This is a genomic window from Komagataeibacter diospyri, from assembly GCF_043995075.1.
In the GTDB taxonomy this organism is placed as follows: domain Bacteria; phylum Pseudomonadota; class Alphaproteobacteria; order Acetobacterales; family Acetobacteraceae; genus Komagataeibacter; species Komagataeibacter diospyri.
In genome coordinates, this window is record NZ_CP171836.1 from 2,358,551 (window position 1) to 2,382,500 (window position 23,950).

17 protein-coding genes, 1 tRNA gene, 2 rRNA genes and 2 pseudogenes (1 of these 22 only partly in view) are annotated in these 23,950 nt (G+C 57.0%); 9 read left to right on the forward strand and 13 right to left on the reverse strand.

Features of this window, described 5'->3' with window-relative positions:
* From mads6 to mads1, 5 genes are read right to left on the reverse strand one after another with little or no spacing between them, the layout of a single operon-like run.
* Entirely contained in the window at positions 1–4,137 is a 4,137-nt protein-coding gene (gene mads6 / locus ACE2AA_RS11045; RefSeq protein WP_395369787.1) for a methylation-associated defense system protein kinase MAD6, read from the reverse strand.
* A complete protein-coding gene (gene mads5 / locus ACE2AA_RS11050) occupies positions 4,137–5,552 on the reverse strand; it encodes a methylation-associated defense system restriction endonuclease subunit S MAD5 (protein WP_395369789.1) in 1,416 nt (471 codons plus the stop codon). The genes mads6 and mads5 overlap by 1 nt, the downstream gene beginning before the upstream one ends.
* Positions 5,549–7,564, reverse strand: a complete 2,016-nt coding sequence (mads2, locus tag ACE2AA_RS11055) for a methylation-associated defense system DNA methyltransferase MAD2 (protein WP_395369791.1) — start codon at positions 7,562–7,564, stop codon at positions 5,549–5,551. Before mads2 (ACE2AA_RS11055) ends, mads5 begins: the two co-directional genes overlap by 4 nt.
* Entirely contained in the window at positions 7,561–9,564 is a 2,004-nt protein-coding gene (gene mads2, locus ACE2AA_RS11060) for a methylation-associated defense system DNA methyltransferase MAD2 (RefSeq protein ID WP_395369792.1), read from the reverse strand. Before mads2 (ACE2AA_RS11060) ends, mads2 (ACE2AA_RS11055) begins: the two co-directional genes overlap by 4 nt.
* Positions 9,565–9,595: 31 nt before the next feature.
* Complete coding sequence (gene mads1 / locus ACE2AA_RS18115) at positions 9,596–9,799, reverse strand: methylation-associated defense system helix-turn-helix domain-containing protein MAD1 (RefSeq protein ID WP_408887410.1); 204 nt, start codon at positions 9,797–9,799, stop codon at positions 9,596–9,598.
* Between the two features lie 138 nt (positions 9,800–9,937).
* Between mads1 and ACE2AA_RS11070 the strand changes: the two genes are divergently transcribed.
* The 9 genes and pseudogenes from ACE2AA_RS11070 (at position 9,938) to ACE2AA_RS11110 (ending at position 16,282) form a co-directional block, all read left to right on the forward strand.
* Positions 9,938–10,294 carry a helix-turn-helix domain-containing protein gene (locus tag ACE2AA_RS11070; protein WP_035362646.1) on the forward strand — a complete coding sequence of 119 codons (357 nt, stop codon included), beginning with the start codon at positions 9,938–9,940 and terminating at the stop codon, positions 10,292–10,294.
* Positions 10,295–10,456: 162 nt separating this feature from the next.
* Positions 10,457–11,172 (forward strand): annotated as a pseudogene (locus ACE2AA_RS11075) (IS5 family transposase).
* A gap of 148 nt (positions 11,173–11,320) precedes the next feature.
* On the forward strand, positions 11,321–11,647 hold the full coding sequence (locus ACE2AA_RS11080) for a helix-turn-helix domain-containing protein (protein WP_395369794.1): 327 nt from the start codon (positions 11,321–11,323) through the stop codon (positions 11,645–11,647).
* Positions 11,644–12,138, forward strand: coding sequence for a DUF2840 domain-containing protein (locus tag ACE2AA_RS11085; RefSeq protein WP_395369796.1), 495 nt, complete (start codon positions 11,644–11,646; stop codon positions 12,136–12,138). Before ACE2AA_RS11080 ends, ACE2AA_RS11085 begins: the two co-directional genes overlap by 4 nt.
* The gene (locus tag ACE2AA_RS11090) at positions 12,135–12,674 is read left to right on the forward strand and encodes a S26 family signal peptidase (protein ID WP_395369797.1); all 540 of its coding nucleotides are present in this window, start codon (positions 12,135–12,137) and stop codon (positions 12,672–12,674) included. The genes ACE2AA_RS11085 and ACE2AA_RS11090 overlap by 4 nt, the downstream gene beginning before the upstream one ends.
* Positions 12,671–13,009, forward strand: a pseudogene (locus ACE2AA_RS11095) (DUF736 domain-containing protein). The gene ACE2AA_RS11090 and the pseudogene ACE2AA_RS11095 overlap by 4 nt, the downstream one beginning before the upstream one ends.
* Positions 12,996–13,673 (forward strand): lytic transglycosylase domain-containing protein, encoded by a 678-nt coding sequence (locus ACE2AA_RS11100; protein WP_395369798.1) that lies wholly within the window; start codon positions 12,996–12,998, stop codon positions 13,671–13,673. The pseudogene ACE2AA_RS11095 and the gene ACE2AA_RS11100 overlap by 14 nt, the downstream one beginning before the upstream one ends.
* Before the next feature lie 244 nt (positions 13,674–13,917).
* Complete coding sequence (locus ACE2AA_RS11105; protein WP_395369799.1) at positions 13,918–15,714, forward strand: relaxase/mobilization nuclease domain-containing protein; 1,797 nt, start codon at positions 13,918–13,920, stop codon at positions 15,712–15,714.
* A 115-nt stretch (positions 15,715–15,829) separates the two neighbouring features.
* Complete coding sequence (locus ACE2AA_RS11110) at positions 15,830–16,282, forward strand: CopG family transcriptional regulator (protein WP_395369801.1); 453 nt, start codon at positions 15,830–15,832, stop codon at positions 16,280–16,282.
* 21 nt (positions 16,283–16,303) lie between these two features.
* Here ACE2AA_RS11110 and ACE2AA_RS11115 read toward each other — a convergent pair whose 3' ends face one another.
* The 8 genes from ACE2AA_RS11115 to ACE2AA_RS11150 all read right to left on the reverse strand — a co-directional run.
* A complete protein-coding gene (locus ACE2AA_RS11115; RefSeq protein ID WP_395369803.1) occupies positions 16,304–16,804 on the reverse strand; it encodes a DNA -binding domain-containing protein in 501 nt (166 codons plus the stop codon).
* A gap of 40 nt (positions 16,805–16,844) precedes the next feature.
* Positions 16,845–17,051 carry a transcriptional regulator domain-containing protein gene (locus ACE2AA_RS11120; RefSeq protein WP_395369804.1) on the reverse strand — a complete coding sequence of 69 codons (207 nt, stop codon included), beginning with the start codon at positions 17,049–17,051 and terminating at the stop codon, positions 16,845–16,847.
* Between the two features lie 215 nt (positions 17,052–17,266).
* Positions 17,267–19,861 (reverse strand): TonB-dependent siderophore receptor, encoded by a 2,595-nt coding sequence (locus ACE2AA_RS11125; RefSeq protein WP_395369806.1) that lies wholly within the window; start codon positions 19,859–19,861, stop codon positions 17,267–17,269.
* An 85-nt stretch (positions 19,862–19,946) separates the two neighbouring features.
* Positions 19,947–20,933, reverse strand: a complete 987-nt coding sequence (locus tag ACE2AA_RS11130; RefSeq protein WP_395369808.1) for a FecR family protein — start codon at positions 20,931–20,933, stop codon at positions 19,947–19,949.
* Between the two features lie 109 nt (positions 20,934–21,042).
* Positions 21,043–21,558, reverse strand: coding sequence for a sigma-70 family RNA polymerase sigma factor (locus ACE2AA_RS11135; protein ID WP_395369810.1), 516 nt, complete (start codon positions 21,556–21,558; stop codon positions 21,043–21,045).
* Between the two features lie 329 nt (positions 21,559–21,887).
* Positions 21,888–21,964 (reverse strand) — tRNA-Met (locus ACE2AA_RS11140).
* A gap of 21 nt (positions 21,965–21,985) precedes the next feature.
* Positions 21,986–22,101, reverse strand: a 5S ribosomal RNA gene (rrf, locus tag ACE2AA_RS11145).
* Between the two features lie 111 nt (positions 22,102–22,212).
* A 23S ribosomal RNA gene (locus ACE2AA_RS11150) occupies positions 22,213–23,950 on the reverse strand; it runs 1,003 nt beyond the window's last position.

Below are 23,950 nucleotides of genomic sequence, written 5' to 3' on the forward strand. Positions count from 1 at the left end.
TCAGCCCCCGTTATCAGAAACGCCCAATGCCAATACGCCATCCTCTTTTCTGTTTATCTGGTAGAACCGGAGCCCATTTTCCGTCAGCAGAACTTCTTGATAGAGTGCAGCAGATAACAGATTTTTGAATACCGCCAGACTTAACAGGAAACCTTCCTGCTCCTCGATACTGGGACGGTAGCCGTTGTTGAGCCGCATCAGCATTTCATAGATGTCAAGATTGATGCGCAGGCTGGCCTTGTGCCCGTCGCCGGAGTCGTAAAACAGCACCAGCGCCTGAGACAGGCATTCAAGGAAAGGATGAGCCGCATTTTCCTGCTCGGTGCGGAGCGTGAAATGGTCGCCGTCAAAGAGACGGTAACTACGGATGGTGCCCTTATCCACCTGGCGAACACGCAGCGCCAACTGGTTGCCCAAACGCGCCGGATCGCTCAGACCTTCGCCCCGGTTGATGGCTCGAAGAATGGCGGTAACCTCATCTGCGCTTTTCGCTCCCGGCTGCTCAATGGCATCCAGGAAGGGATCGATGCTTCCATATGGCAGCATCTCCTTCCACCCGATGTCGCGTCGCTCAAAGAAATGGCGACGGCGCATATGCGATAGATAATTGCGGTGTTTGGCGATCAGTCGAGCACGGTTCTTCGACGAGTAATCGCGAGGCAGATTGCGGAACAGCATTGCCACAAGTTCATCGTCATACCCAGCCCGCTCCGCGAACGAGAAGCGGCTCATGGCCTTGGTCTTGGGATTGAGGAAGCCAAGCTCGCGGTCCAGGTCGGGATTGCTGACTTCGGCAACGTCAATTTCGCGCAGCAAGGCAATCAGCCGGTCATTGGATCCTTCCGCACCGCCAAGCCACGAGTTGAAATAAAAACCGTCAAGGATGCGATTCTGGGTTTCTTCTCCGCCGTTCTGATAGAGGTGGTGAATGCCGTCGCAATCCTGGGTGCCTACCAGCATGAAGGCCAGCGCCGAACGAAGATCGCGCATGGTGATGTGCAGTCGGCCGCGCAGGTGCGTAATGGTGTAGAGCATCTTCAGGCGCTCGATCACCTTGGGACCGGCAACCGGGTCTTGGAAGGTCCGGGCGTTGTGATAGGCGTAGCATTTGCCCTTGAGATCGCACTTGTCGCATGCCTGCCAGTACTCCTGCTGCGTCATGCGGGCGATCAGTCGCTCCAGAATCGAAGGCTGACCGTCCTCGGGTTCGGCGACCACCGAGCGCAGGTTGAGGTTGATAACCGAGATACCGCCTTCCGGAGCAGCTCCGGCCAAACCCTGCTGGATCTGCTTGGCAAGCAACGGGAACTCTTCTTCATGCTCAAGGAAGAAGTCGACGAGCCGTCCCTCGTTGATGGCGATTAGGCGGGTCTGATTCTCGGGCCAGCCGGAGGCATCCTTGCCCGCGAAGGGAGCGAAGAACTTCTGAAGCACGGCATCGTTGCGCTCGTCGCCTTCATCCTGGCTGCCGTCGTAGTTGCTTTGGTAGGTATGCCCCTTGAGCTGGAACACAGCCCCGTTCGCGCCGCGCTGTATCTGTGCGCCCTTGCTCTCAGCAAAGGTCTCGAACTGCTGGATGAAGGCTGTCTTGCCGTCGCCGGCGTTACCGCTGATGATGACCAAACGGAACTCGCCCTTGAGCAGCGCGGGCTTGAGCTTTTCGTCCAGATAAGTCGACACGTAGGTGGCCTTGCCAACTTCGTCGAGGCCACGGGTGCCTGCGTTAGACACCTGGCTCTGGCTATAGAGCGTCAGCAGGTGGGTTACAAAGGGGTTGGTGTTGGGCTTGGTCGGCTCGAAACCCAGCTTGGCCACCACCTTGGGTCCGGTACCAATCTCGCCGGTCGTCAGCACCGAGCGCAGGCGCTTGACCTCGGCCAGGGCAATCAAGAACTCCTCCGCCGACGCAAAACGATCCTTGCGCTCCGGCGCGATCATCTTTGCCAGCACATTGACCAGCGACGAGCTGAGGTCGGCGCAGCCTTTGCACTGCTTGGGGTCCCTGGGCTGAGTCTTGATCGGCGGCGTGGGATCGTCGAATGGATACTTGCCGGTCAGGCACTCATAGAAGGAGATGCCCAAGGCATAGAGGTCACGATCCATTCGATCCGAAGCATCCGGCTCGGAGGAGTAGTCGTAATCCGGCGGCAGGTAACGGCGCGTGCCGCCACCACCTTGAACCTCATCGCTCTCGGAGACCGCGACGTTGAAATCGATGATGCGGACGCCTTTGTCCGTCCAAAGCAGATTGGAGGGCTTGACGTCCTGATGGTAAACGCCGTGCTTGTGGAGATGGGCCAGCCCCGCGGCGGCCTCTCGCACGATGCGCACGGCATCATCCAGCGACAACGCCTCGGCATCGATCAGATCGGAAACATCCAAACCTTCCACATACTCAAAGACAATGTAAGGCGTCTGCTTAGCATCGGCCATACGATCCGCCCAGATCACCTTCACCACATGCGGATGTTCGGGGAGATTGGTCAGGGTCTTGTACTCGCGGCGCAGCCGTTCGTACACGCTGCGGCGGTCCTTGGTCACCAGTTTGATGACGCGGACCACATCGCCCAGGGAATCGAACACCTTGTAGGCGACGCCGAAGCCGCCGCTGCCCAACTTCTTCTGAATGCGGAAGCGATCCGCCAGGATGGAATCCTGCGGCAAGTTCATCAGGCTATCTGGGAGCTGTGGCACAACCACGGCCGGGCCGCTCACATCCGGGCCTGAGTCGTTCTTGGCCTCGGGCAGAATCAGATCATCGAGGGCCTTGCGAGCGATGGCTGCGCTCGTGTGCCGTTCCTCCGGGTCAAACTCGCAGAACTTCTGCAACCACTCGTCGATCCCCTTGGGCAGGTCCGGCTTGTGCTCCGAGGGCTTGATGGGGAACTTGCCGTCGGCCTCCATCATCTGGTCGACGCTTTCAAAGGGCAGCTCGCCGGTCAGCAGTTCAAAAAAGATCAGCCCGGCGGCATAGAGGTCGGAGGCAATGCTGGCCTGGGTCGGGTCCTTGAAGCACTCTGGAGCCTGGTAGGTAGCATCCAGATCATCCACCACCTGATCGGCGATGGTAGAGGTACGGTTCTTGCCCACCCTGGCGAAATCGAAATCGGTTACCCGGGCCTGGCCGCCCTTGGTCAGCAGAATGCCGTCCGGGGTCAGGTTGCGGTGGATCACCTCATGCCGGTGCGCATGGTCCAGGGCCGACAGCACGTCACGCATCACTTGGAGCTTCTGATCGAAGGTCAGCGCCATCGAGACCTTGTTGATGTGCAGGCGCAGGGCCTGGCCAGGCAGATCCTCAGTGACCAGCACCACCTTGTCTTCATCGTCGGAGACGAACAGATCCTTCACCGCCAGCACATTGGCGTGGGTCGGCATGTGCGCCACGGCGCGATAGGCGTTGCTGATCTTCTTGAACTCTTCCTTGCGGGCAGCCTCGTCCTGGTACGGGTCGGCCTGGTAGACCCGTAGGCGGGCCATGCCGCCGCTCTTGCCCAACAGGTTGTGCTTGGCGCGGTACTCGGTATAGCGGTCGGTGCCGCCCAGCTTCTCTTCCACTTGCCAGTCGCGGAACACCAGCGCCGCGCTCTTGGGCTTGGCGTTGCCGGTAATCGCCTTGGCGATCTGGGAGTGGAAGCGGGTGATGTTACTCAGCCGGTTGTCAGGAATGCGGCTCGCGTCGCGGAAGTATTTAAGGCAGTGCTTGAAGTCGGTCACGTCCGGGCTGTCGATGCCCGCCTGATCGAACACGGTGGCGTCATCGGCAGTGAGCAATACGGCGGCATGGACATGAGCCTTGCGCAGCTCGATCTGTCCGGGATTGCTATCGCGGATGAAGCTGGCCATCACCTTCGCGTGGTGACGAAGCTTCGCGAGGGGCGAGTGAAACGGTTGCCGCCCCTGCGGATACCACTTGGAGCCATACACATCGATGTTGCCCCGCGTCCCTTTGACATCCACCAGATACACCGCATGAGGCGCGAGGATAGCGATGTCGATTTCGAACACCTCCTGCCCTTGGCGCATCTCGAAGTTATGGAAGATCAGCCAGCCATCAGGCAAATGATCCCGAAGGAAACCGATGGCCTGGCGTTCAGATTCGTTCGCGGGTTGCCCGATGGGTATGACCTTCGCCATTAGCGACCTCCCTCCTCAATGGTGCGCTCGACGAGGGAACGGGCTTCATCTTCGAACCTTATGGCCTCATCGCGGGCCTCATAAGCCTCCATGACCAAGTCATGGCACTTCTTGCGCACCGCCTGTTCTGGGTATGGGATCGGTAAAGACGGCAAAACTGCATAGTGAAAATCTTGGAGCTTGCTTCCTGTTGATGCGGAGCGAAGCATACGGAATGCCGTTTCTGAACGCATAAATGAAAATAGCGCTCCGCGTTCGATAATGTTTTGATCTCCAATAACTCTCAGAAAGTGCTGGGAATACGCTCGCTCCAGGGTGGCCCCTGTAATAAATTCAGCGCGGCAAAACAATTCACTTTCACCCAGAGTTCCTTGGGCAGCAACAAGGACTGTTCCGTCCGGTACAAGCACCTCAGTTCCGACAGATTTCTTTGCAATCCAGCGTCCTTCAGGCCTCAACCAGAATATCTGCTTTTGGCCTATCAACTGATATGCATACTCAGGAGCTGCATCGATTCTTTTGAAACGAGGTCCACTCTTTAGTGTGCCGTCGATACATAATTCTGACAAAGGCTTCCACCGCCCCTGTTTGATTCGTTCACAAAGCCAATTAAACCGGGGGTTAAAGTTTAATGCTCGGAGAGATTGGACACCCGCCTTGGCTGTAAAACCAAGGTCTGATCCCCGAGAATGCCAATCGCTCGCCGTGATATCTTTCAGACCAACAGAATCGAAGTAGAGATCCGTTGCCTCAGTTAAATTGGCCTGGTATTTGGCGAGCAGTGCAGCAGACTGCTCAACAAGGCGATGGGCCTCCTGTTCGACAATTTTTCCGAGGCGGGGAACCAAGAGGTCAGCAAAATGCTTTGGCTCAAGATGAGTAATTACCGAGCCGTATTTCCCGGAAACAACAAAGGGCACTCCGAATCTCGTGCAAAGATATGCATTCAGGTATCCTGAGAGCACTCGATTAGGATCAGCAACGATCTTCAGGATATCTTGGTTGGACCAAACACCATTCATGTCTGAGCGTGCATAGATGGTCCTTCCCACCGTTCCGGAACAAGTAATTAACGTCATCCCCTCATGAACCCGCAAGTAGTTGAGTTTTCTGGAGTGCGCATCCTTCTTGCTCAGAAGAGGTAACCGGCTCAAATCAGCCTGCATCATGAAAGTGGTTGTTAAAAATGGAACACCGTATTGCGCATCATCAACATAATTCCTTTCGAATTGAGGGCCGTTGTAAATCCCCCCATCGTGGCCTGCAGTCAAGTCGGGAAGTACATCAGTTTTGTGTTTCTTTAGGAGTTCGCGAATCTCTACTGCACCAGACATATAAGGACCGCAGTCGAGCCGCCGCCCATTGCTTTCCAGCCAGGTGCTCGGAACAGCTTTCACTTGGAACTTTCTGCTCATAACGTCACCTCGCCGGTCGCACGGAATTCCTTGTATTTCTCTGCCACCAGCGGCAGTTCGTCATGAATACGCGGCGCTCTTTTTATGCAACGCCGAACCTCGACTTGGCCCCCATTGCGCACTCGCTCAATGACGTTCTCTTCAAAGATCAGCACTTCACCATCAGGGGCACGCTGAAACAGTTTCCCACGAGTATCTTCTCCGGCCCGATCTACAACGGCCATAAAGACCTTGTATTCCGGGTGTTCGGTATTGATCAGCTCCTCCTGGCTGCGGCGGCGTAAAACCAAAAGACTCGGCAAGGAGGGCGTCAGGCCATATTCCTTCACCGTGACCTTGAACGGCTCCACCGGCAGGTCAACCGAGGCCAAGACCTCGCAGTGGCGCAGGATCCACCAGCGCACGTACTCATCGCCGGGATTGCCCAGCAAGCCGTCGGGCAGCAGGATGCCCACGCGGCCGGTGCCGGGCTTCACCCATTGCAGGGCGCGTTCGATAAACAGCACCTCGGGCGGCACACCGCCGATGTTTAGATTGCCGGTGTTGCGGAATTCACCTTCCTCGTCGCGCTCCCAGTTGTTACCCAGGTCGTAACGCTCCAGGATGGAGGCGTCGCTGACCGTGTCTTGAGTCGAGAACCAGGGGTTGAGCAGAACCATATCTATGCTGCCCAGCGGCATAGCCGGGCGAGCGGCTTCAATGCCATCCAGATCGCCGTCCGGGAAGGTGCGAGCATCGATGCGGAACACACGACCGGGATTGCCGGTGGTGAACAGCAGGTTCATGCGACTGGCCACGGCCAGGAAGGGATCAATGTCGCAGCCGAGGGCATTGCTGGCCGCCCAGGCGGCGGTTTCGTTTTGCGCCTGGCGGATCTGTTCGTTGGTTGCCTCTTCAGGCGTCGTGCCCACGGCCGCCAGTTTTTTCTTGAAGATGTGCGCAGCAGTCATGGCCAGGAAGGTGCCGGTGCCGCTGGAGCAGTCCATGATGCGTTCGCCGGGTTGCGGGTCGAGCATCTCCACCGCCATTTCGGCCACGTTGAGCGGCGTAGGGTAGCGGCCCTCGCGGCCGTCCATCACGCTGCGGGCAACCGCACGGAAGGCCTCGGTACGGTAACGGGGCTGGGTTTCGCTCAGAGAGTAACGGGCCAGCTCCATGACCACGCGGGCGGTCTCGTGGGGTTCCAGCGTCAGATCCCAGCCACGGGTCAGCAGGTTCGGTTGCCAGGCCTTGGCGGCGGCAATGGATTCGGTGATGCGCTGGGCAATGGCCTGTTGGCCCGCCTCGGTGAAAGGCTCGTCACCCCTGATCCAGAACTTGCGCTCACCGGTGGGCAGGGTCTCGTCATGGATCTTGGCCAGCATCAGCACGGCCAACTGCTTGAAGGAATCCTTGTGATCGAGACCAAGGTTCCGGTTCAGATATTGACGGCAGCGCATCAGGGCGTCTTCCAGATCTTCCGCTTCGGCGCTGACCTGAATGACACCGCCGGTGCGATCGAGATCGGTGGTGCGTTCGCCCGGAACCGGCCAGACACCCAGCGGTTTGGGCCGGACTTCAAAACGGGTGCGCTCGACCTGGAACAGGAACTCTTCTTGACCGTTGGTCCACATGCCCAGCGTCGCGCCCGGGATCAGTTCCAGCAGTTCCTTGAGCTCGCGCAGGTCGGCGTCGGCCTCGGCAATGGAGCGGAGCTTGTCTCGCTTTTTCTGATTCTTGCAGACGATGATCCGCTGCAGGTTGTCGTTATTGTGCTCGGCATCGGGGCGGAAGATCGCGATGTCGATGCGCTTGCGCCCCTGGCCGGAGATCTGGGGGTTGTAGTTCACCTCCAGGTCGTTCCGATCAAACCCGTAGCTTTCGATGAGCTGGCGCAGAACTTTCTGCACCAGCAGCTTCTTGGCCGAGGCGCTTTCCTTGTTGCCGGTCAGGATGTCGATGAAAAAGTTATCCGGGCCACTCTCTTCGGCAGCATCCTGCGGGGTCTCGATGATGTCGTCTTGATCGCTCACCCGTTCTGCCCCTTGAGAAATTCGCGGTACTTCTCAGCAATGACCGGCAGATCGTTGTCCTCGATCTTTTCACTGCGGGTCAGGGGCCGTTCCACGAAGCGCCCGCCGATACGGATGTGCTCGATATGCTGCTTGGGCTCGACAATCTCTTCGCCGTCCGGGGTGCGCTTGTAGAGTTTGTTACCACGGCGGTCGAAGCCAACCTTGTCGGCAACGGCCATGAAGACTGGGTATTCCTCGGCACGACCCAGGGCCTCGCGATGCTTCTCCTGGTCGTCCTTGCGGCGCAGGAACAGCAAGCTGGTGAGGATGTTGACGTTGGCTTCGGCAATGAAGGCTTCTACCGGCAGGTCGACGGAAGCAAGCACCTGCGTTTCGCGCATGATCCACCAGCGGATGTATTCCGCGGCCGGATTGCCGAGAACTCCGTCGGGAAGAACGATGCCCATGCGGCCGGTTCCCGGCTTGAGCCACTTGATGCAGCGCTCGATAAAGAGAATTTCGGGGGCAACGCTGCCCTTGAGAACGCCGGTGTTGCGGAATCCACCTTCGCCGTCCGGCTCCCAGCCATGAGCCAGCTCGTACTGCTCCAGAATGTGCTTGTCCGTAATCGGGATATCGGAGCCGAAGGGAGGGTTGGTGGCGATGATATCCACCGACGCCAGCGGGATCTCCTTCTTGACGCTGGGCAGGTCGGCTAGATGCCCCAGCGGAAACTCCAATGAGTTGATGTTGTAGATATGTCCACGGCCATCGCCCGCCAGCACCATGTTCATCTGAGCGGCGCGGATCAGGAACGGGTCGAAGTCGGTGCCGAAGACATTGGCGGCGGCATACTCTTTCAGCCGTTCGTGGATGTTCAGGAACTCGGTGGTGTTCTCGTTTCCGGCCTGGATGTTTTGCTCTTCGCGGAACTTCTTCAGCATGTGCCCCAGGGTCGCGACCAAGAAGCCGCCCGTGCCACAGGCCGGATCCAGCAGAGTCTCGGTCTCTTTGGGGTCGAGCATTTCAATCACCAGCTTCACGACGCCCCGGGGGGTGAAATACTGGCCACGGTCGCCGCGCAGGTTGACACCCACCAATTCCTGGTAGGCCACGCCCTTGGCATCGACATCCGTCCGTGTGAAATCGTACTTGGCCAATTCAGAAACGATAAAGGCCAGCGCCCGGTCGGAGAGAGTGATCTCCTCGTTGCGCCGGAAAATGTTCTTGTATTGCTTTTTGACCTCGATGAAGAGTTCCTCGATACGCGCGCGGATCGCCTTGCGGCCATGTGCGTCGAACTGCTCCTTCGGGCCAGCCCAGAAGCGGCGTTGCCAGGCTTGGCGCTGCTTGGCACGTAGGTTTTCATCGTACATCTTGCAGAAGATCAGATAGAGGAACTGCCAGAAGGCCGCGTCCTTGGGCATACCCTCGTTGCCATGGATGAAGTTGTGGCAACGGCGGAAAGTAATCTTGAGCATCTCGTTGTCGGCGACGCGGGTGTGGGCATCGGAGATGACCTCCTTGGTGCCGACCGACTCTTCGGCCAGCGGCCAGTCGCCGATGGGATTGCACTTGGTCTCGAAGCGCTTTTGCTCCTTCTCGACAAAGAAGAACTCCAGGCCATTGGTCCACAGACCGTACTGAACCGCATCGACCTCGCGCATGATGGTCTCGATCTCATCAAGGTCTTTAGCAGCCTGCTCGAAGTCGCGGATGCGCACTGCATTCTTGCCGGTGTTCGGCTCTTGGCGGCACAGCACCGCGCGGCCGAGATTCTCGATGGAGTGTTCCTTGCCATGATGGAAGATCGCCACGTCCACCCTCTTTCGCCCGCCAATCGAGAAATCCAGCTCCATGTCTTCCGGTGAGAACCCGTATTCGTGGATCAAAGCGCGAACCACCCGCTGCCGAACCAGTTCTTTCTTCGTTTCCTTGACCTGCCTGCCAGAAACGTAATCGAGCGTATATCCCGCCGGAATGGTGTTCTCGGCCTGCATGCTTTTTCTCGCTTTCATTTTGGACTCCCCGTAATGCAGGCGAACATCATCATTTATCCTCATCACATTGTTCGTGAGTCGTACGTTTCTGCTGTTCGATCCACTCATCAAGATCTGCGCGAGAAAACCTCCACTGCCCTCGAACCTTGAAGCCAGGAAGCTCTCCTGCTTGGACCATGGAGTAGACCGTCTTTTCCCCCACCTTTAAGAGGGTAGCGACTTGGCGCAGCTTCAGGATCTCTTCGCTCGACACAGCAGCGCCCCCCTTTGCTCACGAACGCGCAGCAAGAATGATTGAACAGATTATGCCCGTTTTTACCAAACTTTGGCATTTTACACCAGATGTTTTGTGCGTTGCATAACACTAAACAATGTGATAGATTTCTTGATCATGAGGAACTTCGGCGAGACACTCCGAGAGCTGCGCATTGCCCAGGACCTGGGACTTCGGGAAACGGCGGTGAAAGTCGGAATTTCGCCGGCCTATTTGAGCCGCATAGAACGTGGCAAGGAGAGGCCACCAAGTGCAGAGGTGATCAAGGCATTGGCAAGTGTCTTGGCCGCCGATCCCGATGTGCTCTTTCGCTTGTCATCTTCCACAGACCCAGAGATGACCGAATTTCTCCATGGGCACCCGGAGATCATGAAGTTATTGAGATTGCTAAGGGAGCATCATGCGTCGGCTTCAGAAATCCGGCAGCTTTTGAAGTCGGCGAGTGCCTTGGTCGAAAAGCGCGGTTCCCATTAGGGGTCAATTCTCGCGTGTTCGCTACGGCGTGTCGTCTGTTAAGCCCTGAGTGTGGCACGTGAGGGTTGTACTTTGTGTCTGCGTGTGCTGACTGTTTTCCCGTTTTTTGGGGGAGACAGACAGATGCGGCGCTATGGTTTACGCGATGACCAGTAGGAGCGGATAAAGGATTTTCTTCCCGGTTGAGAAGGCTATGTCGGCGGCACTGCGGCGGACAACCGTCTGTTCTTGGAGGCGGTGCTGTATCGCTATCACGCGGGTATTCCATGGCGCGACCTTCCTGCCCGTTTCGGGGACTGGAAAAACGTGCACCGGCGTCTGCGCCGCTGGTGTGAAAGCGGCGTCATCGAACGGGTATTTCGTTATCTGGCCGCTGATCATGACAACGAATACATGATGATCGACAGCACAATTGTCCGGGCGCATCAGCATAGTGCCGGAGCTCTCAGAAAAGGGGCACGGATCAGGCCATCGGACGATCACGAGGCGGGCTGACTACAAAGATCCATGCCATCTGCGACGCTCTGGGCAATCCGGTGGAACTCGGCATCACACCGGGACAGGATGCCGATATCACCCAGGCGGAACCACTTCTGGAAAACATCGACCCGGATGCTTTCCTTGCTGACAGGGCGTATGACACGGACAGGTTGATCGATCGGCTGATACAGCGCGGGATTACCCCGGTCATCCCGCCAAAACGCAACAGAACGACACGACGGAAAACCGATTTTTCTCTCTACCGCGAACGGAACCTTGTTGAGAGGTTCTTCAATAAACTCAAGCAGTTTCGCGCTATCGCAACCCGCTACGATAAACTGAAATCGACCTTCCTCGCAGCCGTGCAGTTCGCCTCAATCATCATCCTGCTTAACTGACGACACGCCGTAGGCTAGCCCCCGCTTGGGGGTGGAGGAATTCGCGCACATCATATCCTCCACTCCCGGACAGCATTTTTCCCGTCAGCCTCCCCTTACCGGCACCGCTTCACCCCCAAAGCGGACCGCATCGACAAGGGAGGTTTCCATGACCACGAGACCCGGATCAAAGCCGGAACAGCCCCCGGCCCCGGCAACACAGACGCCCCCGCGCACCCTGACCGCACCGGCCCGTATCCAGCGGCCCTATCTGCGCAGTGGCGAAGCCGCCGATCTGATCGGTGTATCCATCCGCACCCTGGAAAAATACCGCTGCATTGGCGACGGGCCACCGTTCCTGAAGATCGGCACCCGTGTCCTCTACTCCCGACAGGATGTCGAGGACTGGCTGCAACGTCACCGCTGCAACAGCACCTCCGATGAAAACTTTGTCGCCGCACTCCGTAACCGGGCGTCATGGAGGAACAGGTCATGACCGACATGGACACCTCCGACGCCGCCCTGTTCGGCCTGACCACGGTCGAACTGACCTTCATCCAGAAACGCGTCGAACACTGGCTGCGCTTTGGTCAGCCAGTATCCGACAAGGTGCTGGACAAGCGCCGTCGTCTGCTTGCATTCACACCGGGCAGCGTATTCGGCTTCATCCGCTGGGCTGCAAACGATTATGGCACCGTTGTTTCCTGCATCGACACCGTGCGCGCGGTGGACATGCACGAGCCGTTCCAGACCGTGCCTTTTGTCAGCCCCGGCGGTGAACTGCTGCTGGACGTCTCGGGCTGGCCGAAGGTCCGGCGCGTGCTGGAAGAAATCGACGCCATCGAGGCACTGGGGATTCATCCCGCAGAAATTTGCCCCGATCACTGGCGCATCCTGAACGGTCGCATCGCCGCAAATGTCGCCTCCCGCCCCTATACACTCGCCATGCACAAAGCATGGCTGGCGCGAAAGAGGCTTCTATCATGACCCGGCGCGCCTGGTTCTTCGGCACATACTTTGTCGTGCTGACGGTTGGCGTGTCCACCGCCGTGCATATCACGCCCCGGCTGCTCTGGAACGAGACGGCCAGCGTGCCGGTCGGGCTGTATCGGGTGCAGTCCGGCAGCGCGCTCCATGTCGGGGATATGGCCGCGATCCGGTTGCCCGACCCGCTGGCGCTGCTGCTGGCAAAGCGTGGCTATCTGCCGTTTGGCGTGCCGCTCCTGAAACCCGTGGCAGCATTGCCGGGACAGGAGGTATGCCGCGCAAAAGGCAGCATCACAATCGACGGCGAACGTGTGGGTGACGCGCTAACCAGTGACCATCGCAGACGCCCGCTGCCTGTCTGGCAGGGCTGTCATCGTCTCTCGCCAGGCAAGATTTTCGTCATGAACCCGGCAGAACCGGGCAGCCTCGACGGACGGTATTTCGGCCCGCTTCCTTCTGCGTCGGTGATCGGTCGCGCGGTCCCGCTCTGGCTTCCCGCTTCTCATGCTCCCCACACCACAGGAGATCAGCCATGATCCATCTTGGCACGTTCACGCATACGACCAACGGATTTTTCGGGCAGATCACCACCTTCCTGATGGCCGACGATCTCTCCATCGTTCCGAACGAAAACCGCACATCCGAAAACGCTCCCGATTATCGCGTCCTGCGTGGTCTGGAGGATGATGCCGCGCAGGTTGGCTGCGCCTAGGTGCGACAGAACGAGCGCTTCGGTCTGTGGCTTGCCGTGCTGATCGACGACCCGCTGTTCGTCTCTCCGTTGGGTGCCCGGCTGATGCCCGACCGCGACGGTTCCGACAGTTTCCGGCTGATCTGGAACCGTCCCGATCCGCGTTATGCATCACGTTAAAAAAGCGCTCGGTCTGCTGGTGGTCTGCGGTGGGATGGCAATGCCCGTGCAGACTGCCAGCGCCGCGCCGTTCGATGCCTATGTCAACGAGGCGGCCACGCGGGCGAGCATCCCGCCCGCTTGGATCACGGCGGTGATGCGCGCCGAGAGTCAGGGTGATGCTTCTGCGGTATCACCCAGGGGCGCTATGGGCCTCATGCAGATCATGCCCGACACATGGCGGGAACTGCGCGCGGCGTTGAATCTTGGAGCCGATCCATACGATCCGCACGACAATATCGTCGCAGGTGCGGCGTATCTTCGCCGGTTGCATGACCGCTACGGCGATGCGGGTTTTCTGGCCGCCTATAATGCCGGGCCGGGGCGGTATGAGCAGTTTCTGACAGCAGGGAAAACGCTGCCCGACGAGACGAAAAAATACGTTTCCAGAGTCATCCGCCTGCTGCTTGGAGAGTCGATTGGCAGCGCGATTTCTGATGCGAGTTTTGTCAATCAATCGCACGCCGAAATGCCATCTGGAAATCGGCTTTTTGTCGGTCCGTTTGCATCCCAAACCGTCATCCAGAACGCGCCCGAGGTGATGCCCGTTTCTGATCACGTGATGCGATTTGTGGCCCCGCCTCATGGCCTGTTCGTCTCCGTTTCGCAAAGGAGCCCGCCGTGACAGGGGATTTACGGCATGAGAGGGGAAAACTGTCGTCCCATCGGAAGCATTTCGGGAATGTGCCGGGTGTTGGGCAGATCGGGAAACATGAAGAATTAAGAGGGCAAGATAAAACGGCCTGCCACGTCGGGCGACAAAGCGCAGGCGCGCCTTGCCTTCCTGTGTGCAGGTTGGGTCGGTCGTGTGCAGGGTTTTGGATTATGTCCTGCTCTCCTGCGGGGTTTTCCTGCACAGGAAGGTTCTGATGGCCCGTGACGAGGATTTCCGGGTCCGTCCGGGCCGCATTCGAAGCAAGGGAAGCAGTGCCCGGTCCCGGAGCTTTCTGGCGCAGGTGCTCCATGCTTCCCGCCGCGCGGGCGGAGGCAGTAGCGGCAGCCCCGGAAAGGGAGAAGGCAGCGGTCCGCGCTCCGGCCCCTCGACCTTCGGGCGGGGCCATTCCCGGTTTGGCAGAAGCCGCCTGTTCGACGCCCATCGCCGCGTCACGGTGAAGGCCCGCGTGGTACGACAGACCGGGCGCGGCGCGCGTCCCGGATCGCTGGCCGATCACCTCGCCTATCTGCGCCGGGATGGTGTCACCCGCGACGGCGAGAAAGCGCATCTGTTCGGGCCGGATGGTCAGGAGATGGATGCACAGGGTTTTGCTGCCCGTTGCCGGGACGACCGGCATCATTTCCGCTTCATCATCTCGCCCGAGGACGCGCCGGAGATGACGGACCTCGACGGTTTTACCCGCGACCTCGTGCAACAGATGGAAGCCGATCTCGGCACGCGGCTGGACTGGGCCGCCGTGTCGCACTGGAACACCGACAATCCGCATGTCCATCTGATCGTGCGCGGTGTGGACCAGGCCGGGGCTGATCTGGTGATCGCCCGCGACTATATCAGCCACGGGCTGCGCTCGCGGGCGGAGGATCTGGTGTCGCTGGAGCTTGGCCCACGCGCCGAACACGAGATTGAGGCTGCGCTGCGCCAGGATGTCACGGCGGAACGCTGGACACGCCTTGATGCCGAATTGCAGCATCATGCCGATGATCTGGGCATCGTGGACCTGCGGGCTGACGCCGGGGCCACTCATTACCTCGGGCAAAATGCGACGCATCGCGCCCTTCTCACCGGCAGGGCGCAGACACTGGAACGCATGGGACTGGCCCCATCAGCAGGACCGGGACGCTGGTCGCTCACGCCCGGCATGGAAGACACGCTGCGCGAGATGGGCGCGCGAGGGGACATTATCAAAACCATGCACCGCGCCATGACGGAACGAAGCCGGGATCGGGCGATGTCCCCCGGCGATTACGTGATCTCCGGGCGTGATCAGCCCATCGCCTTGACGGGGCGGTTGCTGGAGCGCGGGTTGCACAATGAACTGACAGGCGAAGCCTATGCCGTAATCGACGCCACGGACGGGCATGTGCATCATGTCCGCTTCCCCGGCGTCGAAGCCTTCCGCGACGCCCCGCCCGATGGCGGCATCGTTGAGGTGCGGACCGTCACCGGCAAGAACAGCGGCAAGGACTATCTGGTGCTGTCCGCGCGTTCCGATCTGGACCTTGCCGCCCAGGTCAAAGCGCCGGGTGCCACATGGCTGGATCATCGACTTGTGAAGCGCCAGCCCATGGACCTCGCCCGCACAGGTTTCGGGGCCGAGGTGCGGCAGGCCATGCAGGAGCGCACCCGCCATCTCACGGATCGCGGGCTGGCGTCATTCCAACAGGATGGGTCCGTCCGCTACCAACGCAACCTCCTGACGACATTACGTCAGCAGGAACTCGATCTGGTGGGCGCGAAACTCGCGAAGGAAAGCGGGCTGACCTATGAGCGCAGCATTTCAGGCAACTTTGTCACCGGCCAGTATGTGAAACGCCTCAGCCTGTCCTCGGGGCGCTTCGCCATGATCGACAATGGCCTCGGCTTCCAGCTTGTGCCCTGGGCGCCGTCTCTGGAGAAGCAGCACGACCGCTATGTCGATGGGGTCGCCCGCGATGACGGGGGAGTCGACTGGCGACATGAGCGCAAACGCGATCTCGGGATCAGCATGTAAACCACGTTGCCCGTTCCTTTTACGTCATGGCTCGCCCCGATACGACAAACCCGATTTCGATCTTGTTTCTGAAAAAATCGTTCGGTCACATCATGACTTTTCATGGAGGATTTCCATGCGTGACCGCCTGAACGTCTCCCTGCCCGTCGCCATGATCTCGCAGATCGGTGACCTTGCCACACGCCGGAAGGTGACGCGCTCCGCCGTGGTGGAGGCCGCGGTCGCCTCGCTCCTGTCACCCGACAGCGCGGAGAAAACCGAAGCGGCCCTGACACGGCGGCTGGACCGGCTGACACGTCAGATGCAGCGGCAGGAGCGTGACCTGATGATCGCGCTGGAAACGCATGCCCTGTTCATCCGCTTCTGGCTGGGCCAGATGCCGTCCCTGCCAGCCGAGGCGCAGGCCGCCGCTAATGCGCTGGGACAGGAACGGTTTGCGCGGTTTCTGGACACGCTGGGGCGACGGCTGTCTCAGGGGCGGTCTTTCCGGGATGACATCCCGCTCGATATTCCCGCCATGCGTCAGCGCCCCTCTGACAGGGCCGATGCTGCGTCACCCAAAGCATAGCGCTCGTCCCCGTGGGTGACATCACCCCTCAAGCAGCAGTTTGAGATAGCCGCCCTCAACCAGGGCGAGGCCTTCATCGCGCCAGTCCTTGGCAGTCCTGCGCCATGTATGATCGCGCCATTCGTTCCAGGACATGGTCAGAGCGCGGGGATCAAGCAGCACGGCGGCAATGCGACGTTCATCGGCACCGGCCCGATGCAGGGACCGAAACGGCGTTATCATCGGAGGAACACGGGCAGGCAGTCTGAAACCCAGATGATGGGCCACGAAACGCCCGGCCTCATACCAGCGACTTCGGTAATGCGGGTCGATCGGGATCACGACCGCAGGCCGCTTTGCGGCGGCCGGATCATCCAGCAGGAAGAAAAATGTCCCGAAGGAACCGGTCACGGTGACGGAGCGCCCCACGTCGTCCTCGCTGTCGAACAGGATGCGGCCCATAGCCTCGAAATCCAGCGACCGGAGATTGGTAAAACCCCGAGGGGCATCCGTCAGGCTGATGATCCTTGTTGTATCTTCCATGCGCCAGATCACGGGTTTTCGGGTTATAGGGATGTCAGGATCATGGACAAAAACGTAACCTCCATCGGTCCCGGAACGCCGCCCACAGAAGCGAGGGGTTGGTGCTGGCCCCGGCCCGCTGCAAAATATCATGATAATCGCTGACATAGCGGGACCAGCGCCGCATGAAGGCCCCGGCAAGGGCGGAGGCCGGGAGGGTTCTGAGGATGGCCAGATCGGCCTCGGAATGCCAGATGTCCAGTGGCATGGGGATGGTCCTCTCGGCTGGAAAGCCGCCGATTGGGCGCAGCAAAACACGCCGCGCCTGTCAGGCAGCCCCAAGTTTCTGGTTACATTGAGTTCTCATACTTATAGAAAATATCAATAAATATTACACAGAGCCACGCAAGGACTTTGACTCTGAGATACGAATCAAAATACTGAATCTAAGGAAAAAAAGATATAGTTTGATACGGTACAATTTTACCAATTATACGTTAAGTTTCCATATACTCGCCGTCCTTGCCCAAGATAACAAACAGTCGTACCGCAAGATGCCGTATAATACTTGTTAGTTAGGTTCGATATTGCCAACTGAGCTTTCAGTCCACGCAAAATAGGAGTTGCTTCGCCTAAATCGTAGTGCGCTCCCAGATCAAAAAGGAAATACGCTGGCGATTTGAAGGATTCCACATTGTCAGCATAAGTGAACCCTGTATATCTCATGCCCCAATTTACACCGAGCCCTTTGAGCCACTGGGAGGGTAGTTTATAATCAAAAAATACGGAAAACATATTGCGGGGCACCTGAGGTACTGACATCCCTTCCTGAGATAATGCAGTCCCATAACTGCTTCCCGTATACGGATTTATTCTCTTAGATGTCTTGTTTGTCTTGGCATAGCGAATATCCGTAAAACTATATGTGGCAATAAGTTTGAGATTTTCGGTGATATTTGCATTTGCCGATAATTCAAAACCTTGCGATTTTACACGACCTGCATCCGTGCTGCCACCATGCACCAAATCACCGATTAGATAATGGTCTTCGTCTATATGGAATGCCGCCGCAGTTAGAAGGATGTCCCTGTTCGGTACTTTATATTTTAAGCCTGCTTCCAATTGTTTTCCGGTCAAAGGTGAAAAAGGCTGCCCCAGATAGTTAGTTGAAGTCTGAGGGACAAAAGATGTTGAATAACTAAAATATGGAGATAGGCCAAAATCAAATCCGTAAACTAACCCCGCTCGCCACGTAAAAGCATGGGCTGGTTGTGGAGACGTTCCTGCATCTTCTCCTATCCAAACATGATCATCACCTTCATTGCTATATGTTTTGATTTTATTGTTATAATTTACCCAATCTTCTCGGCCACCCAAGAGAATAGAAAGCCCTTTCCATTTGATCTGATCCTGAAAATAAACGCCTTCCTGAAAATAGTTGTAAGGCCCAATCTGTCCAGTGTTCACGCATTGAGATGAGTGCACATTATAGCAGGGCGTATAAGACGGCTGGGGGTTGTAAATATTAAAAGAAGGGGAGGAGGTCCAATCCCAAATATCGTTTGAAAAACTTTTGTATTGACGAAAATCTGATCCTACAACCCACATATGCTTGACAGCTCCGGTAACAAACTCACCCGAAAGGCGCAAATCCAAAGAAATAGTATTATTATTTACTTTAATTGACCACGGAACAACAGCCTCTTCGGTATTACTATTCATCCATCCAAAAGGTGAATATTTCGAACTAGAATTCGATTGCTCCCATCTAAACGTCTGACTAAATTTTATGTATTTATTGAAACTATGATTGAATTGATACTCAAACATGGCATCTTTTGTGCCTATAGTGTTCCAATTTGGTGTACTTAGAAACGTGCTTCGAGAAATACGAGGTGTCTGTTCGTTTGTAATTAAGCTACCGCGAAGCGGATAAGCTGTGTTTGTCCCGGTTCCGGGAGTATAAAGATACATACCAAGCAACGTTAAAGAGGTTTTTTTATCGATATCCCACGTAATCGAAAGCAGAATACCTACTCTATGGTAATCGACATGATCCGTTTGGGTTCCTTGTGTGACTCCAATTCCAGAGATTCGATACCTCACGCTCCCTGATTTCGTAATTTTGTCGCTGACGTCAAAGGTCGCTTCATAACGACCCCAGTTTCCAAATCCCAGTGAAACTTGTCTCAACGGGGTCTGAGTAGGTTTTTTCAAGGTTATACCCAGCATGCCTCCCGGTGTCGTCTGACCGTACATCACCGACGCAGGCCCATTAACAACTTCAATACGTTCCAAAAAAATCGTTTCTCCCGCAGACTGTGAATTACTCATTAACCCGTCGACAAACTGACTCGTTCCAAACCCTCTCTGCTTTATGGAACTACTCCCATCTGCAGCAGTGCCTGAGTTTTGAACACCCAAGCTCTCTGCATAAATTCCTGGTACGTATCGTAGAGCCTGCGCCACGCTTTGCGGCTGTTGATCTACCATTAACTGTTTCGTTATGACATAAATAGAGTTTGGGATTTCTGTTATAGGTGTATCAGTTTTCGTACCAACCATAGTGTTTTCTGCAACATAGCCGATGCCCGGCCCCGTAGGATCCTGATGCACAACAGATCCGCCCACACGCACCGGTCCTAGCGTGATAGTGGATGACGCAAGACTAACGCTGACTACATTTCCAGACACACGACCAGTCAACCCTGACCCGGCCAACAGTCGAGTCAAAGCCTCCTGCTCCGTAAAATTCCCATTGAGTGCAGGAGACTGATGTCCGTTCAGTATCTTTGGGTCCGCACTTACCTGCCTGTGAGCCTGCTGCCCGAATGTCGTCAACGCGGTCGAAAGCGCCTGAGCCGGAATGTGGTAGGCTTTCACTCCGGTTGTAGTTTCTGCCAATGCACATCGCGGCATCGCTTCATAAAGCGCGCATAAACCGCTGCTCACCAAAAACAGCATTGCAAATGCAGAATTTTTTTGTCTGATTGCCCCCGCGCGGCGTCCCTTTCGCTGTATCCACTGTCCTGCTCTTTTCCAACCTGGAGCTTCGCTGCACATGCGAGGCTGTTGCATTATCTTCTGTTGGAACCGACGCACGGCTCATGCAGGATTTCGCAAAAAAAATGCATGAACGACAAAAAAAATCGTCTGAGGCTACTCAGACCCGTGAAAGCACCGCAACCCAAGGGGTAATGCGGGTCACACTCGCCTCGTGAGCATGTGACACGGCAGCCAGTGCGGCCATAGGATCATGAAGGTCAAAGACCCCCGTCACGCGTTGATCTCCCACACCATTCCGCACGACGATGAACCCGCGATAATACTGTCTGATCACATCGACCACTTCCCGGATGGGGCGATCATGCACCACAAGCTGCCCATCCCGCCAGGATGCTACGTCTGCAACGGGCACGTCGTAATGTTCGACATTGGCAGGGCGAACGACTGCCCCGTCTCCTGCCCCCAGAAACAATGGCTCACGCCCCTGTCTGGACAGTTCGACACGTCCTTCCGCCACTTGCACCTGCACTGAGGACGATAGCGCCCGGACCTCGAACGCTGTTCCAATATCCGTAACCCGCGTTTCTTTTCCAATGCTCACACGGAACGGACGACTGGCATCATGCACGACCTGAAACCATGCATCCCCTTTCAGGAGCGTGACTTCTCGCCCTGTCGGCCCGAACGCCACACGCAGGGCTGTGTCGGGTCCCATGGACACATGACTACCGTCCGCCAAGGTAAGAGAACGTGTTTCTCCCGTTCCCGTCATGGCGTCCGCCGTTAGCCGTGTGTAGATGACAGGAGCCAATACGACACAGGCCGCGAGAGCCATGACACCAGCAACAAAACGTCGCTTCGTGGAAAATACCTGTTTACGATCGTCATTCCGAACGATGAACGGAAGTCTAGTGGATGCGGAAGTTTTGCTTGTTGCCGAAAGAGTTGTCGACGCGACTTGACCCAGCCCCTGGTAGGTCCGGGTAATCTCTTTCCATGCCTCCTGATTATGAGATGAAGCCGCCAGCCACTGGCTAAACTCCTTCTGCACATCAGGCGCGTCAGGTTCCTCCCGCAGCAGGATCACCCAATTGATGGCCTCTTCGTCCGCCTGCTCACGATGATGATCCGATGCAGCCGTCATCCGCCCGCTGTTCCTTCGTTGTCAGGCGCGGCTACGTCAGACAGCATGCCTTCCGCTTTCGTCCCTCCCCTAGAAGGCGAATGACCAGACCAGATTTTCACGTTTATCATCAATCAGCGCGACGGAGATGGTTTCTGCAATGCCGCAGACCTTCCGCTACGAGGTTATGAGCCATGGTCAGAGACACGCCGAGCGTTTCGGCTATCTCGCGCAGTTTCGCATTCTCGAAACGATGCATTTCCACCGCCATGCGTGTACGGTGATCCAGTTCCGAGAGGGCTGTCATCAGCATACGGATTTCCTGCGTGCTGATCGCCGCATCTTCAGGAGAGGCTTCGTGCGCTCGTGCCGCATCAATAATGCGATCATCGACCTCGACGTTGATATAGCGTTTTTCGTATGTGCGCCGCCGTCGGTAATCGAGGGCAAGGTTCCGAACGACCCGGAACAGAAAACGGATTGGCTCCCTGATCTGTTCTGAAACCGCAGCCGCTGTGCAGCGAAGCCATGCGTCCTGAAGGATATCTTCCGCCTGCTGACGGTCGCCTGTAATGGCCGTGGCGTATTTCAGCAGTTCAGACCGGCTGTTCTGATAAGCCACCTCGATCGTCTCTGCATGCGACACGGCGTCGATCTCTCACTCCGCGAACAGGCTGGCAAAGGATATCCGGCTCCTTCAACCGTTCAGCATTTCACCACATTAAGAACCATTCTTATTTGGTAGCTACGTGAGGACGCCTTGGAAGGCAAGGAGAAGGTTCGCGGGTCGGATTTGTGCTGTGTAGCTTAGCCCGATTCTTACCCTTCCTGGCCCTCTTCTGGCGCGCCTCACGCGCAGCGTTGCTACGCCGAAATTCTCCGCCGGATGATTCCTATATGATTCCAGTTGGTGCTCTGGAACGCCAAAAGGCGGCTTGCGCCGCCTTTTAAGTTATTGATATTATTTGGTAATTTTGGTTGCGGGGATAGGATTTGAACCTATGACCTTCAGGTTATGAGCCTGACGAGCTACCGGGCTGCTCCACCCCGCGGTGGTGAGGGGTGACTGGAAGACCTGGCGGCGACCGACTTTCCCGTGCCTTAAGGCACAGTATCATGGGCGCTGGGGTGTTTCACGGCCGAGTTCGGGATGGGATCGGGTGGATCATTCCCCGCCATGGCCACCAGGTCATCCAGTCATCCCTGGTTAGGGGCTGAGAGGATGTGATGGGTTGGTGCTTTTTGTAAGTATTGAAGAGTGGATGACTGCTGTGCATGTGTGTTGCCACTGTTGTGGCGATGGAATGAGCCTGTTGGGCGATTAGGACCAGTTAGCTGCACGCATTACTGCGCTTCCACACCTGGCCTATTGACGTGATGGTCTATCACGGCCCTCGGGGAGACCTTGTTTTGAGGTGGGTTTCCCGCTTAGATGCTTTCAGCGGTTATCCCGTCCACACTTAGCTACCCGGCTGTGCCGCTGGCGCGACAACCGGTGCACCAGAGGTATGTTCATCCCGGTCCTCTCGTACTAGGGACAAATCCTCTCAAGTCTCCAACACCCACGGCAGATAGGGACCGAACTGTCTCACGACGTTCTAAACCCAGCTCACGTACCACTTTAATCGGCGAACAGCCGAACCCTTGGGACCTGCTCCAGCCCCAGGATGTGATGAGCCGACATCGAGGTGCCAAACCTCCCCGTCGATGTGGACTCTTGGGGGAGATCAGCCTGTTATCCCTAGAGTACCTTTTATCCGTTGAGCGATGGCCCTTCCACGCGGGACCACCGGATCACTATGGCCGACTTTCGTCTCTGATCGAGCTGTCACTCTCACAGTCAGGCGGGCTTATGCCATTGCACTCGACAGCCGGTTTCCGACCGGCCTGAGCCCACCATCGCGCGCCTCCGTTACACTTTGGGAGGCGACCGCCCCAGTCAAACTGCCCACCATGCAGGGTCCCGGACCTGGCTAACAGGCCTCGGTTAGACATCAGAAACAGTCAGGGTGGTATTTCAAGGATGGCTCCACCGGAACTGGCGCCCCGGTTTCAAAGCCTCCCACCTATCCTACACAGAATGTCTCTGATGCCACTGCAAAGCTGCAGTAAAGGTTCATAGGGTCTTTCCGTCTGACCGCGGGTACCCCGCATCTTCACGGGGAATTCAATTTCGCTGAGCCGATGCTGGAGACAGCGGGGAAGTCGTTACGCCATTCGTGCAGGTCGGAACTTACCCGACAAGGAATTTCGCTACCTTAGGACCGTTATAGTTACGGCCGCCGTTTACCGGGGCTTCAATTCGGTGCTTGCACACCTCCTCTTAACCTTCCGGCACCGGGCAGGCGTCAGGCCGTATACGTCGTCTCTCGACTTCGCACAGCCCTGTGTTTTTACTAAACAGTCGCTACCCCCTGGTCTGTGCCACCCGCCAATGGTTGCCCACTGACGGGTCTTGCTTATCCCGAAGTTACGCAAGTAATTTGCCTAGTTCCTTCAGCATCGTTCTCTCAAGCGCCTTGGTATTCTCTACCAGTCCACCTGTGTCGGTTTCGGGTACGGTCTATATGCCAGAGCTATTTCCTGGAATACTCCAAAAGCCGGATCAATCCGATAAGACCCGACAACATATTGTATTCGTCACTTCTGGCAGGCCCGGGAATATTTGCCCGGTTTCCATCGACTACGGCTTTCGCCCTCGCCTTAGGGGCCGGCTCACCCTGCGCGGATTAACCTTGCGCAGGAACCCTTGGACTTTCGGCGACAGTGTTTCTCGCACTGTTTGTCGCTACTCATGTCAGCATTCGCACTTCCGATATCTCCAGAGAGGGTCACCCCGTCTCCTTCACAGACCTACGGAACGCTCCGCTACCGCGCATACATAGTATGCACCCACAGCTTCGGCACGTGGCTTGAGCCCCGTTACATTTTCGGCGCAGGGTTTCTATTAGACCAGTGAGCTATTACGCTTTCTTTAAAGGATGGCTGCTTCTAAGCCAACCTCCTGGTTGTTTTGGAATCCCCACATCCTTTCCCAC

Coding starts and splice junctions, on each gene's coding strand:
- mads6 (WP_395369787.1), bottom strand. CDS start 4,137: ATGGCGAAGGTCATACCCATCGGGCAACCCGCGAACGAATCTGAACGC.
- mads5 (WP_395369789.1), bottom strand. CDS start 5,552: ATGAGCAGAAAGTTCCAAGTGAAAGCTGTTCCGAGCACCTGGCTGGAA.
- mads2 (WP_395369792.1), bottom strand. CDS start 9,564: ATGAAAGCGAGAAAAAGCATGCAGGCCGAGAACACCATTCCGGCGGGA.
- ACE2AA_RS11070 (WP_035362646.1), top strand. CDS start 9,938: ATGAGGAACTTCGGCGAGACACTCCGAGAGCTGCGCATTGCCCAGGAC.
- ACE2AA_RS11080 (WP_395369794.1), top strand. CDS start 11,321: ATGACCACGAGACCCGGATCAAAGCCGGAACAGCCCCCGGCCCCGGCA.
- ACE2AA_RS11085 (WP_395369796.1), top strand. CDS start 11,644: ATGACCGACATGGACACCTCCGACGCCGCCCTGTTCGGCCTGACCACG.
- ACE2AA_RS11090 (WP_395369797.1), top strand. CDS start 12,135: ATGACCCGGCGCGCCTGGTTCTTCGGCACATACTTTGTCGTGCTGACG.
- ACE2AA_RS11100 (WP_395369798.1), top strand. CDS start 12,996: ATGCATCACGTTAAAAAAGCGCTCGGTCTGCTGGTGGTCTGCGGTGGG.
- ACE2AA_RS11105 (WP_395369799.1), top strand. CDS start 13,918: ATGGCCCGTGACGAGGATTTCCGGGTCCGTCCGGGCCGCATTCGAAGC.
- ACE2AA_RS11110 (WP_395369801.1), top strand. CDS start 15,830: ATGCGTGACCGCCTGAACGTCTCCCTGCCCGTCGCCATGATCTCGCAG.
- ACE2AA_RS11115 (WP_395369803.1), bottom strand. CDS start 16,804: ATGGAAGATACAACAAGGATCATCAGCCTGACGGATGCCCCTCGGGGT.
- ACE2AA_RS11120 (WP_395369804.1), bottom strand. CDS start 17,051: ATGCCACTGGACATCTGGCATTCCGAGGCCGATCTGGCCATCCTCAGA.
- ACE2AA_RS11125 (WP_395369806.1), bottom strand. CDS start 19,861: ATGCAACAGCCTCGCATGTGCAGCGAAGCTCCAGGTTGGAAAAGAGCA.
- ACE2AA_RS11130 (WP_395369808.1), bottom strand. CDS start 20,933: ATGACGGCTGCATCGGATCATCATCGTGAGCAGGCGGACGAAGAGGCC.